We start from the raw sequence: 14,578 nt of genomic DNA on the forward strand, positions 1-14,578 counted from the left end.
GATCCCACAGGCCACGAACGGGGCCGGGAGAGGAGAGGCGCATGAGGCAGGACACCACCCGCATCGTGCTCTACAGCCACGACGCGCTGGGCCTCGGCCACCTGCGGCGCAACCTCGCGCTCGCCCACCGGCTCGCCCACGACCTGCCCCACCTGACCGGTGCGAGCGTCACCGGCCTGCTGGTCGCGGGCCTGGCGCCCCCCGCCGCCTTCCGCCTGCCCCCGGGCTTCGACTGGCTCATCCTGCCGGGCTTCACCAAGGATCCCGACGGCTACCGCCCCAGGCGCCTGCGCGACACCCCCCAGTCGCTGGCCGATCTGCGCTCCGCGCTCGTAGCCACCGCCCTGGCGGACTTCGTCCCCGACCTGGTCATCATCGACCGCCACCTGTACGGGGTGCGCCGCGAGCTGCGCGCCCCGCTGCGCCGCCTGCGCGAGGACCGCCCCGCGACCCGCATCGTCCTGGGTCTGCGCGAGGTCCTCGACGCCCCCGACGCGGCCGCCGCGGAGTGGCGGGCCCTGGAGGAGCCAGGCGCCCTGCGCGCACTCATCGACGAGGTGTGGGTCTACGGCGACCGGCGCGTCCACGACGCCGTCGCCACCGGGGAGGTCCCGGCCGTCCTGCACGACCGCGCCGTCTTCACCGGCTACCTCGCCAAAGGACGCGCGCTGCTGGACCCCGAGCACCGCGCAGGCGGCCCGCCGTTCATCCTGACCACCGCCGGCGGGGGGTCCGACGGCCCCCGGCTGCTGCGGGCCGCCGCCGCCCTGGCCCCCCCGCCCGGCCACCGGCACGTGCTCGTCACCGGCCCCCAGCTCGCCGAGACCGACCTGGAGGCCGTGCGCGCCGGGGCCCGGCCGGGCACCGAGATCCACCGGTGCCTGCCGGGACTGAGCCGCCGCATCGACCGGGCCGCCGCCGTGGTGGCCATGGGCGGCTACAACACGGCCTGCGAGGTCCTGGCCTCCTCCACTCCGGCCCTCATCGTGCCCCGCGAGGAGCCGAGGCGCGAGCAGCTCATCCGGGCCCGCGCCCTGATGCGCGCCGGGGCCGTGGACGTCATGCGCTCGGCCGACCTCGACACCGGCGCCCTGACCCGCTGGGCCGCCCAGGCGGTCGGCCGCCGGGTCCTGCGCACCCGCCTGCGGCGCGACGGCCTGCGAGCTGCGGCCGCCCGGGCCGCCGCGCTCCTCCGCCCCGACCGCACCACCGCCCGCCGAGCCCCCGAGGAGCAGCCCTCATGAACCGCACCGGATACGTCCTCAAGGTCTACCCGCGTTTCTCGGAGACCTTCATCGTCACCGAGATCCTGGCCCGCGAGACGCTGGGCGACGACCTGAGCATCTACGCCCTGCGCCCCACCGGCGACTCGCGCTTCCACCCCGAGATCGCCCGGGTCCGCGCACCGGTGACCTGGGTGCCCCGCCCCCTGAGGGCGTCCGGGCTGTGGGAGCTGCTGACCGCCTCGCTTCCCGACGCCGCTGCCCGCGCGCGCCTGGCGCGGATCATGCCCGAGCTGACGGGCCTGCCGGGGGACGAGGTCGCCCAGGGCGTCGCCCTGGCGGCGGCAGCCCGCGCCGACGCCGTCACCCACCTGCACGCGCACTTCGCCTCCCTGGCGGGGCGCACCGCCTGGATCGCCTCGCGCCTGACCGGCATCCCCTACACGGTCACCACCCACGCCAAGGACATCTACCACCGGGACGTCGACCCGGTGTGGCTGCGGCGCGTGTGCTCCGACGCCGACCGCGTCATCGCCATCAGCCGGTTCAACGAGCGCCACCTGCGCGCGACGCTGGAAGGGAGCGGGGCGCGCATCACCCTGCGCTACAACGCCCTGGAGCTCGACCGCTTCCCCTACCGGCCTCCCGCTCCCGTCGGGCCGGGGACCGCCCTGCGGGTGGCCGCGGTGGGCCGGCTCGTGCCCAAGAAGGGATTCGACGTGCTCCTTCAGGCGCTCGCGGCCCTGGCCGGCGCCGGCGTCCCGGTCACGGCGGTGATCGCCGGGGAGGGGGAGCTACGCGACGCCCTGACGGCGCGCGCCCGCGCGCTGGGGCTGACGGAGCGCGTGCGGCTTCCCGGGGCCCTGACCCAGAGCGAGGTGCGCGCCCTGCTGCGCGGCTCCCACGTCCTGGCCGTCCCCTGCGTGCCCGCCGAGGACGGCAACATCGACGGCCTGCCCACGGTCGTCCTGGAGGCCATGGCCTGCGGGACGCCCGTGGTCGCCACCGACGTCACCGGCGTGCCGGAGGTGGTGCGCGACGGCGAGACCGGGATCCTGCTGCCGGCGGGCGAGCCCGAGGCGCTCGCCCGCGCCCTGCGGGACCTCGCCTCCGGCCTGGTCGACACCGCCGGCCTGGCGGCCAGGGCCCGCGCCCTCATCGAGGAGGAGTTCGACTCCCGCGAGCAGGCGGCGGTGCTGTCCGCCTGGCAGTCCGAGCGCGGGGAGGCCCGCTGATGCGCGTGTCCTACATCTGCGCCGATCCCGGCGTGCCCGTCTTCGGCTCCAAGGGCGCCAGCGTGCACGTCCAGGAGGTGGTGCGCGCCCTGCGCCGCGCCGGCCACGAGGTGGTCGTCCACGCGGCCCGCCGCGGGAGCCTCGTCCCCGCCGACCTGGCGGACCTGGAGGTGGTCGAGGCGCCGGTGCGCGCGAGCGACCCCGCCCGCCGGGAGCGGGAGCAGGCCGGGATCTCCCGGCGCATCGCCCACGACGTCCTGGCCGGCGGGACCGACCTCGTCTACGAGCGCTACTCCCTGTTCTCCACGGCGCTGGCCGCCGTCACGCGCTCCAGCCCGGCCCGCGGCGTGCTGGAGGTCAACGCCCCCCTCATCGACGAGCAGCGCGAGCACCGGGTGCTGGTCAACGAGCGGGCCGCGCTGCGCGCCCTGCGCGCCCAGGCCGGCTGCGCGCGCCTGACCGCGTGCGTCTCCGACCCGGTGCGTCGGTGGGTGGAGCGCCTGGTCCCCGGCGCCCGCGCCCTGACCGTCCCCAACGGAGTGTCCCTGGAGCGCATCGGCCCCTTCCCCGAGGACCCCCGCGGCGTCGTCGTCGCCTTCGTCGGGACTCTTAAGCCCTGGCACGGCGTGGACGACCTGCTGCGGGCCGCGGCGACGGCCCGCGCGCCGTGGAGGGTGCGCGTCATCGGAGACGGCCCGCAGATGCCCGCGCTGCGCGCCCTGGCCGACGAGCTCGGGCTCGACGTCGACTTCCGCGGGGCCGTGCCCCCCGAGGATGTGCCCGCGCACCTGGCCGGGGCCGCCCTCGGCGTGGCCCCCTACCCGGACCTGGGCAGGGCGGACGAGCAGTACTTCTCCCCTCTGAAGGTCCTGGAGTACCTCGCAGCGGGCCTGCCGGTGGTCGCCTCCGCCGTCGGGCAGCTGCCGCGGATGCTTCAGGGCGTCGGCGTGCTGGTGCCGCCCGGAGACCCGGCTCGGCTGGCCGGGGCGATCGACGCCCTGGCGGCCGACGCGGACGAGCGCGCCCGCCTGGGCGCCCTGGGCCGCCGACGCGCCGAGGAGCGCCACGGCTGGGAGCGGGTCGTCGCCACGGTGCTGGACCGGGTGCGCCAGGACGAGGGGGTCGAGCCATGACCGCGCACGTCCGCCGCTCGGCGCTGGCGCGCACCCTGCGGCTGGTCGGCCCCGACCTGCGCCCTCACGCGCTGCTGGTGGCGGGCGGGACCCTCGCCCTGCTGGCCGAGGTCGTCTTCCGGGTGCTCGAGCCCTGGCCGCTGAAGATCGTCCTCGACTCCGTCCTGTCCTCGCTGGGGACCCGCACCGGCTACGCGCCCGCGAGCGTCCTGGGCCTGGTGGCCTGCGGGATCGTGCTCATCGGGATCGTGGCCATGCGCGCGCTGTGCAACTACCTGGCGACCGTGTCCTTCGCGCTGGCCGGGTCCCGTACGGCGGTCGCGCTGCGGGCGCGGGTCTTCCGGCACGTGGCGGGCCTGTCCCAGCAGTTCCACGCCCGCAACCGCAGCGCCGACACCGTCCAGCGCCTGGTCTCCGACATCGCCCGGATGCAGGACGTCGCCGTCACCGCGGGCCTGCCGCTGGCCGCCAACGTCCTGACGCTGCTGGTCATGCTCGGCGTCATGGTCGTCCTGGACCCGCTCCTGGCGGTCGTCGTCGTGGCGGCCGTGGTCGCCTTCCTCCTCACCTCCTCGGGGAGCTCACGGCGGATCACGTCGGCGTCGCGCCGCACCCGCAAGAGCGAGGGGCAGCTCGCCAACACCGCCCAGGAGGCGCTGGCCACCATCAAGGTCGTGCAGGCCTACGGCCTGGAGGAGCTGATCCTGGAGCGATTCGTGGGCGCCAACCGCACCTCGCTGCGCACCGGGGTGCGCTCCCTGCGGCTGGCGGCGCGCCTGGAGCGCTCCACCGACGTGCTGGTCGGTCTGGCCACGGCCCTGGTCATGGTCGGCGGCGGGCTGCGGGTGCTCCAGGGGGCGATGACCCCCGGGGACCTCGTCCTGTTCACCACCTACCTGCGCACGACCATGAAGCCCCTGCGGGACATGGCCAAGTACACCGGGCGCATCTCCCGGGCCACCGCCTCGGGCGAGCGCGTCGCCGACCTCATGGCGGTGCGCCCCGACATCGTCTCGCCCGCGGCCCCTGCGCCGCTGGGGCGCGCCCGGGGCGGGCTCGACTTCCGAGATGTCGTCGCCCAGTACGACGGCACCGAGGTGCTGCACGGGGTGAGCCTCAGGATCGCCCCGGGCGAGCACGTCGCCCTCGTGGGCCCCTCGGGATCGGGCAAGTCGACGTTGGTCTCCCTGGTGGTGCGCGCCCTCGACCCGGTGGCGGGCGCGGTCCGTCTCGACGGTCGCCCCCTGCCCGAGCTCGACCTGGGCGAGCTGCGCGCCAATGTCGCCGTGCTCCACCAGGACGCGGTCCTGCTGACCGGAACGGTGCGCGACAACATCCGCATGGGGCGCCCCGGCGCGAGCGACGCCGAGACCGAGGCCGCCGCACGCCGGGCGGGCGCGCACGACTTCATCCTCGCCCTGCCCCGGGGCTACGACACGGCCGTCGGGGAGCGGGGCGACACCCTGTCCGGGGGGCAGCGCCAGCGCATCGCCATCGCCCGGGCGCTGCTGCGCGACACCCCGATCGTCGTCCTCGACGAGGCCACCACGGGGCTGGATCCCGCCGCCTGCGCCCTCGTGCTCGACGCCGTCGACCGCCTCGCCCGCGGGAGGACCACGCTGGTCGTCACCCACGACGCCGACGTCGCCCTGCGGGCGGACCGGGTCGTGTGGATCGAGGACGGCCGGATCGGGCTCGACGGCTCCCCCGGGCGCCTGCTCGAGCGCTCCGACGCCTTCCGCGCCTGGGCGAGCGCGGGCACGGCCCGACGCGGGCCCGCCTACCAGGAGGTCAGATGAACGCCCCCACCACGCTCACGGCCGTCGAGTCCGTGCTCGACGAGGGCCGGCTGTCCGCCCTCATCGGCCATCCGGTCCGCGCGGCGCGCCTGCGCATCAAGCCGGACGTGTCGCTGACGGTCGGCCTGGAGGATGCGGGCGACTCCCGGCCCGTGGGCTGGGCGCGGCTGCTGTGGCCCGTCAGCCGCGTCAAGGCCGACAACGCCGCCAGGCGCGCCCGCCGCCGCGGCCGGTGCACCGAGCAGCGCGAGCTCGGCGACGGGATGACCCTGCAGGTCGGCCGCCTCGCAGCCGACCCGGCGCTGGCCGAGCACGTGGGCGCGGCCGTGCGCCGCGGGCTCCTGGAGCCCGACGACGCGCAGGTGCTGCGCTACAACCCGCTGCGGCGCCTGGTCATGCGGACCGCCGTCGGAGTGGTGCGCATCACCTCGACGCCCCAGGACGACGAGATCCTCCTGCGGGACTTCCTCGAGGGCCGCGTCCCGGTTCCCGAGCGCGTGAGTCTCCCGGGGGCCGAGGCGGGCCCGCCCGTGCACGTCAGCGCCCTGAGGCTCGTGGGCGACTGCGACCTGGAGCAGGCGTCCCGTCTCGAGGCGACCGCCGCGGCCGGAGCGGGGCTGGCGGCCCTGCACGCCCTGACCGGCCGTCTGCCCGACGAGGCGGCCCGGCGGCTGCCCGGCGGCAGGCCCGCCGGGCGCCCGGGGGCCGCTCACGCCTCGGTCCTGCGGGCGCTGGCGCCGCCGCTGGCCGCACGGGTGGAGGCCCTCGGCCGCAGGCTCCCCGGCCTGACCCGGGACCGGCGGGTCCTCGCGCACGGTGACTTCACCCCCGACCAGGTCCTCGTCCGGCTCGATGACGACGCCGTGTGGCTCACCGACTTCGACAGGTCCCGACTCGCGCCCGCCGAGCTCGACCTGGGCTCCTGCCTCGCCGTCGTCGGCCCCGAGGCCGGGGCCGCACTCCTGAAGGGCTACGCCGACGCCGGCGGGGACCTGCCGGACGGCGCCCGCCTGCGGGCGGGCATCGCCCACGCCCGGATGGCCCGCCTGGTCGAGCCCCTGCGACACGCCGATCCGCTGTGGCGCACCCGCATCGGCCAGAGGCTGGACGAGCTGGAGGAGACATGCGCAGCGCACTGACGGCACTGACCCCGCCGCGGCGGAGCCCGGCGTCGGTCCTCCCCCGGGTTCCCGGCCTGCGCCGGGCCTGGCCGCGGGAGGACGGCAGCATCGCCTTCGAGGCCGTGGACGGGAAGGGCCTGCTGCGGGCCGGGCGCATCGGCCCCGCCGGCCGGTGGACCCTCGCGCCCTACGCCACGGACCCCGCCCTGCCCGCCCTGTCCCCCGAGGCCGACGGCGACCTGGTCGTCCACAGGCTCGGGCGCCGCGCGGTCGTCGTCGGCGCCTCCCGGGTGCGCAAGCTCGTGCGCCTCGGGCGCGCCCGCCGCCTGGCGCCCCCCGAGGCGCTGAGCCCCTTCCGGCGGGCCGGCCTGCGCACCGCCGAGGTCGTCGAGCGCGGGGCGTCCCGCATCGACCTCGAGCTCCTGCCCGGACGCCCCCTGCACGATCTGGGCGAGGAGGGGATGGCGGGCTGGGAGCGGCTGGCCCGGGCGTGGCCGGCCGCCGTCCGCGCCACGGCCTCCCTGCCCGAGCACACCGCCGCGCACGAGGCGGCCGTGCTGCGGACCTGGCTCGACCGGACGCGCGCGGCGGGGGCCCTCGACGTCCTCGACGCCCTCGCCGGCCGCGGCCGGATCGAGCGGGAGGTCGAGCGCGCGTGCGCCGCCCTGGGGCAGGCCGGCGGCCCCCCCGTCGTCTCGCACCGCGACCTGCACGACGGCCAGCTCCTGTGGGACGGGCGCGACCTGTCCCTCCTCGACCTGGACACGGCCGCCACCGCGGAGGCGGCCCTGGACCTGGGCAACCTCGTCGCGCACGTCGACCTCATGCGCGTCCAGGGCCGCCTGGGCGCCGCCGCCCACGACCGCGTCCTCGGTCTTCTCGACGGCGTGGCGGCGCGGCTGCCCACCAACTCCCGGCGGCTGCGCGCCTACCGGGACGCGTCGCTCCTGCGCCTGGCCCTCGTCCACGTCTTCCGCCCCGGCGCAGGAGCGTGGCTGGCCGCCTGGACGCACCACGCCCTGCACACCACTACCACCCATACCACCTGATGGAGGCCACGATGAGACTGACAGTGATCGGCTGCGGATATCTTGGGGCCGTCCACGCCGCGGCCATGGCCGAGCTCGGCCACCACGTCCTCGGCGTCGAGACCGACCCTGCGCGGCTGGCGCCGCTCGCCCGCGGCGAGTCGCCCTTCTACGAGCCCGGCCTGGAGGAGCTGCTGCGCCGGGGCGCGCGGGAGGGGCGGCTGCGGTACACCGATGATCCCGCCCGCGCAGAGCTCGCCGGCGCCGCGGTCCACTTCCTGGCCGTCGGCACGCCCCAGTCCCCGTCCGGCCGCGGCACAGACCTCAGCTGCCTGTGGGAGGCGGTCGATGCCCTGGCCGCGGCACTGCCGCGGCGCCGGCACCTGGCCGGGCTGCCGCTGGTGGTCGGCAAGTCGACCGTGCCCGTGGGAACCGCGGCCCGGGTCGCCGACCGCCTGGCCGGGCGCGCCCTGGTCGTGTGGAACCCCGAGTTCCTGCGCGAGGGCACGGCAGTGGCCGACACCCTGCGGCCCGATCGCCTCGTCTACGGGCTGCCGGCCCGGGCCGCGCAGGCCGCGAGGGCCCGATCCCTGCTGGACGAGGTGTACATCGAGCTCCTCGTCGCCGGCGTGCCCCGCCTGGAGATGGACTACCAGACCGCCGAGCTGGTCAAGACGGCGGCGAACTCCTTCCTCGCCACGAAGATCAGCTTCATCAACGCGATGTCCTCGGTGTGCGCCGCCGCGGAGGCCGACGTCGCCGTGCTGGCGGACGCGATCGGGCGCGACGAGCGGATCGGCGGGCAGTTCCTGCGGGCGGGAATCGGCTTCGGCGGCGGCTGCCTGCCCAAGGACCTGCGGGGCCTGGGGGCGCGCGCCGCCGAGCTGGGCGTGACGGAGCTGGCCTCGTTCCTGGAGCAGGTCGACGCCATCAACCGGGGACAGCGCGACCTGGTGACGCGGATGGCCCTGGACGCCCTGGGAGGTGATCCCGCCGGACGGGCGGTGACGGTCCTGGGCATCACCTTCAAGCCCGCCAGCGACGACCTGCGGGACTCCCCCGCCCTCGATGTGGCGCTGCGCCTGGCGGACGCCGGCGCCGACGTCACCGTCCACGACCCCGAGGGCCTGCCCGGCCTGTCCGGCCTCCGCCCCGCCCTGCGAGCGCAGCCGGACGCGCTGGTGGCGCTGGAGGGCGCCGACCTGGTCATCCTGGGCACGGAGTGGGAGGAGCTGACCGGCCTGGATCCCGCGGCGGCGGCCCGGCGGGTGGCGCGCCGCGTCATCATCGACGCGCGCAACGCCCTGGTCCCCTCCCGGTGGACGGGGGCCGGGTGGGACTACCGGGGGATCGGCCGCCCGCGCCCGCCCCAGCAGCGGAGGGTGCCGACGCCCCGGCGCTGCGCGGGCACAATAGTCGGATGAAGCTCGTCGCCGCGGTCTCCCGAGCCACGATCCGCACCCGGCTGATCTGGACGGTCGTCCTGGTCTCCTCCGTCGCGCTGCTCACCTCCGGGGCGGCGGTGTGGGTCCTGGGCCTGCGCAGCCTCCACGGCGAGATCGACACGCGCCTGGCGCTGACCCGCACCGAGCTGCGCCGCCTGGCGGACAAGGGCGTCGACCCGGCCACGGGGCACGCCCTCGCCGGCCCCTCGCAGGTCGTCCTGGCGCACCTGGAGCGCTCCTCCCTGCCCCCCTCCGAGGAGGAGCTCGGCATCGTCGACGGCAGCCTGCGGTGGGTCTCCGCCCAGGGCGGTGAGCCGTCCCCTCAGGCGGATCCTGCGCTCCTGGAGCGGCTGCTCGCGCTGTCGGCCTCGGAGGAGTCGGTCATCGAGACCGTCGAGACCGTCTCGGGACGCCACCGGGTGCTGGTCGTGCCGCTCGACGACGGGACCCACAGGGCCGCCCTGGCGCGCCTGGTGGACCTGGGCGCCGCGGAGGCCGAGCTGCGGCGCACCATGGGCCTGTACGCGTGCGCCGCCGCCGTCACGGTCGCCCTGGTCACGGCGCTGTCGTGGTTCGGCGTCGCCCGGCTGCTGCGCCCCATCGAGGAGCTGCGCCGGGCCACCGAGGCGATTGACGAGCGCGACCTGACCACCCGCGTCCCGGTGCGCGGGCGCGACGACCTGTCCGCCCTGGCCGGCGCCGTCAACCGGATGCTGGACCGGGTCCAGCGCTCCGTCGAGGCGCAGCGCGAGCTCCTGGACGACGTCGGCCACCAGCTGCGCACCCCGATCACGGTCGTGCGCGGCCACCTGGAGCTCATCGACGCCGCCGACCCCGACGACGTCGTCCAGACCAGGGACCTGACCATCGACGAGCTCGACCGCATGGGGACGCTGGTCGCCGGGCTCCTGGAGGTCGCCCGCAGCTCGAGCAGCGACTTCGTCTCCCCCGCGCCCACCGACGTGGCCGCGCTGACGACACAGGTCCTCGACAAGGCCCGCGCGCTGGGGCCGCGGAAGTGGACCCTGGCGTCCAGCGCCGCGGCGACGGCGCTGCTCGATCCGACCCGGGTCACCGAGGCGTGGCTGGAGCTGGCGGGCAACGCGGTCAAGTACTCCCCCGAGGGCTCCGAGATCCGCCTGGGCTCGCAGACGGAGGACGGCAGCCTGCTCCTGCGGGTGGAGGACCAGGGCATCGGCATCGCCCCGGAGGACCTGGCCAGGGTGCGGCGCCGCCTGACCCGCCTCCCGGAGGCCGCGGCCATGGCGCAGGGGACGGGCCTGGGGCTGAGCGTCGTGGAGAACATCGCCGCCGCCCACGGCGGGAGGCTCGACATCGCCTCCCGGCCCGGGCGAGGATCCGTGTTCACGCTGCGCCTGCCGATACGGGAGCCCGGCGCCGGGAACGCTCACCAGGACGCGCACCACGAGTCAGGAGGACTCCCATGAGCACTGTGCTGATCGTCGAGGACGAGGCCCGCATCGCCTCCTTCCTCACCAAGGGACTCAGGGCGGCGGGCTTCACGCCCCGGGTCGTGGCGCGAGGCGGCGAGGCCGTGGAGACGGCCCTCCAGGGAGGCGTCGACCTCATCCTGCTGGACGTGGGCCTGCCCGACATCGACGGCTTCGAGGTCCTGGAGCGCCTGCGCGGACAGGGCGTGAGGACGCCCATCATTATGCTCACGGCCCGCTCCTCGGTGTCGGACCGCGTGGCGGGCCTGGAGAACGGGGCCGACGACTACATGCCCAAGCCCTTCTCCTTCGAGGAGCTCGTCGCCAGGATCCGTCTGCGCCTGCACCCGCCGACGGCGGAGAGCGCCGCAGACCGCACCCTGCTCGAGCACGGCGGGCTGGCCCTGGACCTGCGCACCCGGCGCGTGAGTGTTGACGGGCGCTGGGTGGACCTGTCGGCGCGGGAGTTCTCGCTGGCGGAGACCTTCATGCGCCACCCGGGCCAGGTCCTCAGCCGCGAGCAGCTGCTGGCCCGGGTGTGGGGGCTGGACTTCGACCCGGGGTCCAATGTCGTCGACGTGTACGTCTCCTACCTGCGGGGCAAGCTCGGCAGGGACCGGCTGGAGACGGTCAGGGGCGTCGGCTACCGGCTCGTGTAGGCGCCCGTCGGCCGCCCCCGCGCGCCGGCGGGTCAGTCGCCGTCGCCGTCGTCGCGGTCCTCGGGCTCCTTCCCGAGGTCGTCGTCGTTGTCGGGCTCGTCCGGGGACAGGTCCTGGGGAGGCGGGGGCGGGACGACGACGGGGGAGGCCGGCGCCGCCCCCGGGGAGTCCGCCGTCCCCAGGGTGTCCGCCGCGCCGGAGGCCGCCGCCCTGAGGGACGCCGTCGTCTCCGGGACCGAGGACGAGGAGGCCCGCGCGTCCGGGGGCGCCGGCGTCATGGTGATCCCCGGCTCGCCGGCCGGCTCGGAGGGTCCGCGCAGCACGAGCGCGGCCAGGCCGGCGAGGGCGACGGCGGCGGTCACCGTCACGGCCGCCGCGATCACCCGGCCGCGATCGCGTCTCACCAGCCGCTCACGGGCGCACATGCCCGTCCCCCTCGACGATCCACTGCGTCGTCGTCAGGGCCGCCAGTCCCATCGGGCCGCGGGCGTGGAGCTTCTGGGTGGAGATGCCGAGCTCGGCGCCCAGGCCCAGCTGGCCGCCGTCGGTGAAGCGGGTCGAGGCGTTGACCATGACGACGGCGGAGTCGACGGCCCCGGTGAAGCGGTTCACGGCGGTGACGTCCTGGGTGAGGATCGCCTCGGTGTGCCCGGTGGACCAGCGCGCGATGTGGTCGACGGCCTCCTCCAGGTCCGCCACGACGCGCACGGCCAGGTCGGGGCTGCCGTACTCGGTGGCCCAGTCCTCCTCGGTGGCGGGCACCAGCAGATCCCCGCGGCCGGCCCGCGCGGCCGGGGCGCGCAGCACGGCCTCGGCGGCCGCGTCCACGTGGAGGGTGACGCCCCCCTCCCACAGCGCCGCCGCCGCGGCCGGCAGGAGGCGGTCGGCGACGTCGCGGTGCACCAGGAGCGTCTCGGCGGCGTTGCACACGCCCACGCGCTGGGTCTTGGCGTTGACGATAATCGGTACGGCGGCCCCGAGGTCGGCACGGGCGTCGGCGTAGATGTGGCAGTTGCCGCTGCCGGTCTCGATGACAGGCACCGCGGACTGCTCCACGACGGCCCTGATGAGCCCGGCCCCGCCGCGCGGGACGAGCACGTCGATGAGGCCGCGGGCCCGCATGAGCGCCTCGGCCCCCGGCCTGCCGGCGGCGTCGACGGTCGCGACCAGGTCCGCGGGCAGGCCGGCGGAGGCCAGGGCGTCGCGCAGGACGCCCACAATGGCGGCGTTGGTCCGCTCGGCGGCGCTGCCGCCGCGCAGCACGACGGCGTTGCCGGACTTCAGCGTCAGGGCGGCGACGTCCACGGTGACGTTGGGCCGCGCCTCGTAGATCATGCCGACCACGCCCACGGGGACCCGCACGCGGCGCACCCGCAGGCCGTTGGGCAGGGTGCGGCCGTCGACGACCTCGCCGACCGGGTCGGGCAGGGCGGCGATCTCGCGCAGGGAGCCGGCGATGGCGGCGATGCGCTCAGGGGTCAGGGTCAGACGGTCGATCAGGCCCGCCCGCATGCCCGCTGTGCGGGCGCGCTCCAGGTCGGCCGTGTTGGCCGCCAGGACGCCCGGGGCGGCCTCCCCGAGACGATCGGCCATGGCGTGCAGCCCGGCGTCCTTGACCTCGCGGCGGGCCCCGGCCACGGTCCGCTGCGCGCAGCGGGCGGCTCGGGCCGCGCGCGCGACCAGGTCGGTCGCGTCCTGCCGGCGGGGGCTGCTGGGAGTAGCGCTCATGGCAGCACCATACGTGCCGGGCCCGCGCCGCGGGAGGGCGTGCGCCGCACGCCCTGAGCGGGATCTTCGCTCTCGCTTCGGACAAGGACTGCGTTCCGGCTACCATGCCGCGGAAAGACGCGGTAGGATTCATCGGGCGAGGGCGCTTGGCCGTTCCGCCCATGGCTTGAGCATCCGCATCGCTCGCCGTGGGTCGACACCACCACCACCCGCGGTCGAGTGCCCTCGCCCCTGTCCGTGGAGCTGAGGGGCGCGCAGTGGCGCCCGCGGGTCCTGCGCCGCTGCACCCACCGTCATCCGCCGTAGGATTCTTCTGAGCATCGAGCAGGGAGGGCGAGCACCGTCCATGAGGATCACGCACCTGGCAGCAAGCAACTGGCGGAACTTCAAGAATGTGGAGTTCGACGTCGGGGAGCGCCTCTTCGTCGTGGGCCCCAACGCGGCCGGCAAGTCCAACCTCCTCGATGTCTTCCGTTTTCTGGCGGACATCGTCGGCCAGGGGGCGGGCTCGCCTCCGCGATCGAGCGCCGAGGCGGGCTGGGGAAGGTCCGCAGCCTGTTCTCCCGGACCAATGCGAAAGGCCGCCTTGTCGTTGACGTGAGGCTGCAGGACGGCCAGGACTCATGGCGGTACAGGCTCTCCGTCAAGGGTGAGGGGAAAGGGCGAAACCGTCCCGTCGTCGACTACTTCGACCGGGTCCAGTACTTCCACCTCGTCCCGCAGATCATCCGTGACCCCTCACGCGCCCTCGTCGCCAACGACGATCCCTTCGGAAGCGACTTCATCGTCCAGATGAATGCGACCGCGCCTCGAACCCGCGACGCGTGGCTCAGACGCATGCAGGAGGCTCTGCGCGCGGCTGTCCCCGGTTTCGTCTCCCTGACCATCGAGAGTGACCCCGCCGGCAGACCTCACCTGATCGCGGGCTACAAGAACTGGCGCTCAGCGCCATCGAGACAGAACGAGGCGGACTTCTCCGACGGCACGCTAAGGCTCATCGGACTTCTGTGGGCCATTATCAAGACACCGACAAGCCCCGGGATCCTGCTGCTGGAGGAGCCCGAGCTCTCGCTCAACAGCGCAATCGTGAGGATCCTGCCCTCGATGCTCGCCCAGGCACGGCGCTCCTCGGACCTTCAGGTCATCCTGTCCACCCATGCCCCTGAGATCCTCGACGACGAGGGCATCAGTCCGAGTGAGGTCCTCGTCCTTCGCGTCACGGACGACGGCTCACGCGCGGCTCTCCTGTCCTCTTCGCAAGAGGCGATGGACGATCTCGCTCTGGGACTGACCGCATCTGACGTCGTCAACGGCCTGATCGCTCCCGAGGACCTCACCGGGCTGGTCCGGGCAGTACGGAACCGCCGATGACCGAAGACCTCCGTGTCTACGTCGCCGTTGCCGTTGAAGGAGAGTCGGACACGGGGATGGTCCAGGCTCTGCTCAGGCACGTCCACCTCACGCTTTCGCGCCCCTGCCTCGTCAGGAAGGTTCCCGGGTCGCCAGACGAGCTGCCCCACGCCAAGCGGGAGCTGCTCCGTCTATGCGCGTCGTCTCGTTCGCATCACGTGCGCGACAGCATGGTCCGCATCGACGGCGCCCCTGGACCACTCTACGTGTCCTGTCTCAATGAGTTCGCCCGTGAGCGCTGGAACGTGGTCAAGGCGCAGGAGCGCAGCCCCAGCCTCCGCCGCACCGTGGCACGACTGGAGTCAGTTCGCCGCCGGCTCCTCACCGTCTCGGCGGGAGGCTGACC

The 14,578-nt window shown here is 75.2% G+C and carries 14 protein-coding genes; 12 read left to right on the forward strand and 2 right to left on the reverse strand.

Going from position 1 to position 14,578, the window contains the following annotated elements:
• Positions 1-41: 41 nt before the first annotated feature.
• Genes AIF0345_RS09810 through AIF0345_RS09850 form a run of 9 tightly spaced genes read left to right on the forward strand, consistent with a single transcriptional unit; the run spans position 42 to position 11,094 of the window.
• Entirely contained in the window at positions 42-1,244 is a 1,203-nt protein-coding gene (locus AIF0345_RS09810) for a glycosyltransferase family protein (RefSeq protein ID WP_268917472.1), read from the forward strand.
• Entirely contained in the window at positions 1,241-2,458 is a 1,218-nt protein-coding gene (locus AIF0345_RS09815) for a glycosyltransferase (RefSeq protein ID WP_268917471.1), read from the forward strand. Before AIF0345_RS09810 ends, AIF0345_RS09815 begins: the two co-directional genes overlap by 4 nt.
• Positions 2,458-3,591, forward strand: a complete 1,134-nt coding sequence (locus tag AIF0345_RS09820; protein WP_285296044.1) for a glycosyltransferase family 4 protein — start codon at positions 2,458-2,460, stop codon at positions 3,589-3,591. The genes AIF0345_RS09815 and AIF0345_RS09820 overlap by 1 nt, the downstream gene beginning before the upstream one ends.
• On the forward strand, positions 3,588-5,390 hold the full coding sequence (locus AIF0345_RS09825; protein ID WP_285296046.1) for an ABC transporter ATP-binding protein: 1,803 nt from the start codon (positions 3,588-3,590) through the stop codon (positions 5,388-5,390). Before AIF0345_RS09820 ends, AIF0345_RS09825 begins: the two co-directional genes overlap by 4 nt.
• On the forward strand, positions 5,387-6,529 hold the full coding sequence (locus AIF0345_RS09830) for a phosphotransferase family protein (protein ID WP_285296047.1): 1,143 nt from the start codon (positions 5,387-5,389) through the stop codon (positions 6,527-6,529). The genes AIF0345_RS09825 and AIF0345_RS09830 overlap by 4 nt, the downstream gene beginning before the upstream one ends.
• Positions 6,514-7,560, forward strand: a complete 1,047-nt coding sequence (locus AIF0345_RS09835) for a phosphotransferase (protein ID WP_285296049.1) — start codon at positions 6,514-6,516, stop codon at positions 7,558-7,560. The genes AIF0345_RS09830 and AIF0345_RS09835 overlap by 16 nt, the downstream gene beginning before the upstream one ends.
• A gap of 11 nt (positions 7,561-7,571) precedes the next feature.
• Positions 7,572-8,963: a UDP-glucose dehydrogenase family protein gene (locus AIF0345_RS09840; protein ID WP_285296051.1), complete on the forward strand. Its 1,392-nt coding sequence runs from the start codon at positions 7,572-7,574 to the stop codon at positions 8,961-8,963.
• Positions 8,960-10,432 (forward strand): sensor histidine kinase, encoded by a 1,473-nt coding sequence (locus AIF0345_RS09845; protein ID WP_285296053.1) that lies wholly within the window; start codon positions 8,960-8,962, stop codon positions 10,430-10,432. Before AIF0345_RS09840 ends, AIF0345_RS09845 begins: the two co-directional genes overlap by 4 nt.
• Positions 10,429-11,094 (forward strand): response regulator transcription factor, encoded by a 666-nt coding sequence (locus AIF0345_RS09850; RefSeq protein WP_043558337.1) that lies wholly within the window; start codon positions 10,429-10,431, stop codon positions 11,092-11,094. Before AIF0345_RS09845 ends, AIF0345_RS09850 begins: the two co-directional genes overlap by 4 nt.
• 32 nt (positions 11,095-11,126) lie before the next feature.
• Here the strand turns inward: AIF0345_RS09850 and AIF0345_RS09855 are convergent, their stop codons facing one another.
• Both AIF0345_RS09855 and AIF0345_RS09860 read right to left on the reverse strand, forming a co-directional pair.
• On the reverse strand, positions 11,127-11,498 hold the full coding sequence (locus tag AIF0345_RS09855) for a hypothetical protein (protein ID WP_285296056.1): 372 nt from the start codon (positions 11,496-11,498) through the stop codon (positions 11,127-11,129).
• Positions 11,499-11,505: 7 nt separating this feature from the next.
• Positions 11,506-12,822 (reverse strand): glutamate-5-semialdehyde dehydrogenase, encoded by a 1,317-nt coding sequence (locus AIF0345_RS09860; RefSeq protein ID WP_285296058.1) that lies wholly within the window; start codon positions 12,820-12,822, stop codon positions 11,506-11,508.
• 346 nt (positions 12,823-13,168) lie between these two features.
• Here AIF0345_RS09860 and AIF0345_RS09865 point away from each other — a divergent pair, with 346 nt between their 5' ends.
• From AIF0345_RS09865 to AIF0345_RS09875, 3 genes are read left to right on the forward strand one after another with little or no spacing between them, the layout of a single operon-like run.
• Positions 13,169-13,423 carry an AAA family ATPase gene (locus AIF0345_RS09865; protein WP_285296060.1) on the forward strand — a complete coding sequence of 85 codons (255 nt, stop codon included), beginning with the start codon at positions 13,169-13,171 and terminating at the stop codon, positions 13,421-13,423.
• Positions 13,420-14,193: an AAA family ATPase gene (locus tag AIF0345_RS09870; protein WP_285296062.1), complete on the forward strand. Its 774-nt coding sequence runs from the start codon at positions 13,420-13,422 to the stop codon at positions 14,191-14,193. Before AIF0345_RS09865 ends, AIF0345_RS09870 begins: the two co-directional genes overlap by 4 nt.
• The gene (locus AIF0345_RS09875) at positions 14,190-14,576 is read left to right on the forward strand and encodes a hypothetical protein (RefSeq protein ID WP_285296063.1); all 387 of its coding nucleotides are present in this window, start codon (positions 14,190-14,192) and stop codon (positions 14,574-14,576) included. The genes AIF0345_RS09870 and AIF0345_RS09875 overlap by 4 nt, the downstream gene beginning before the upstream one ends.
• Positions 14,577-14,578 lie beyond the last annotated feature (2 nt).

The sequence above is a fragment of the Actinomyces israelii genome (assembly GCF_030253495.1).
GTDB classification, from domain to species: domain Bacteria; phylum Actinomycetota; class Actinomycetes; order Actinomycetales; family Actinomycetaceae; genus Actinomyces; species Actinomyces israelii.

Bases quoted from the DNA above. Each gene is read 5' to 3' on its own strand.
- AIF0345_RS09840 (WP_285296051.1), top strand. From the start codon at position 7,572: ATGAGACTGACAGTGATCGGCTGCGGATATCTTGGGGCCGTCCACGCC.
- AIF0345_RS09825 (WP_285296046.1), top strand. From the start codon at position 3,588: ATGACCGCGCACGTCCGCCGCTCGGCGCTGGCGCGCACCCTGCGGCTG.
- AIF0345_RS09860 (WP_285296058.1), bottom strand. From the start codon at position 12,822: ATGAGCGCTACTCCCAGCAGCCCCCGCCGGCAGGACGCGACCGACCTG.
- AIF0345_RS09810 (WP_268917472.1), top strand. From the start codon at position 42: ATGAGGCAGGACACCACCCGCATCGTGCTCTACAGCCACGACGCGCTG.
- AIF0345_RS09865 (WP_285296060.1), top strand. From the start codon at position 13,169: ATGAGGATCACGCACCTGGCAGCAAGCAACTGGCGGAACTTCAAGAAT.
- AIF0345_RS09815 (WP_268917471.1), top strand. From the start codon at position 1,241: ATGAACCGCACCGGATACGTCCTCAAGGTCTACCCGCGTTTCTCGGAG.
- AIF0345_RS09875 (WP_285296063.1), top strand. From the start codon at position 14,190: ATGACCGAAGACCTCCGTGTCTACGTCGCCGTTGCCGTTGAAGGAGAG.
- AIF0345_RS09850 (WP_043558337.1), top strand. From the start codon at position 10,429: ATGAGCACTGTGCTGATCGTCGAGGACGAGGCCCGCATCGCCTCCTTC.
- AIF0345_RS09820 (WP_285296044.1), top strand. From the start codon at position 2,458: ATGCGCGTGTCCTACATCTGCGCCGATCCCGGCGTGCCCGTCTTCGGC.
- AIF0345_RS09830 (WP_285296047.1), top strand. From the start codon at position 5,387: ATGAACGCCCCCACCACGCTCACGGCCGTCGAGTCCGTGCTCGACGAG.
- AIF0345_RS09835 (WP_285296049.1), top strand. From the start codon at position 6,514: ATGCGCAGCGCACTGACGGCACTGACCCCGCCGCGGCGGAGCCCGGCG.
- AIF0345_RS09845 (WP_285296053.1), top strand. From the start codon at position 8,960: ATGAAGCTCGTCGCCGCGGTCTCCCGAGCCACGATCCGCACCCGGCTG.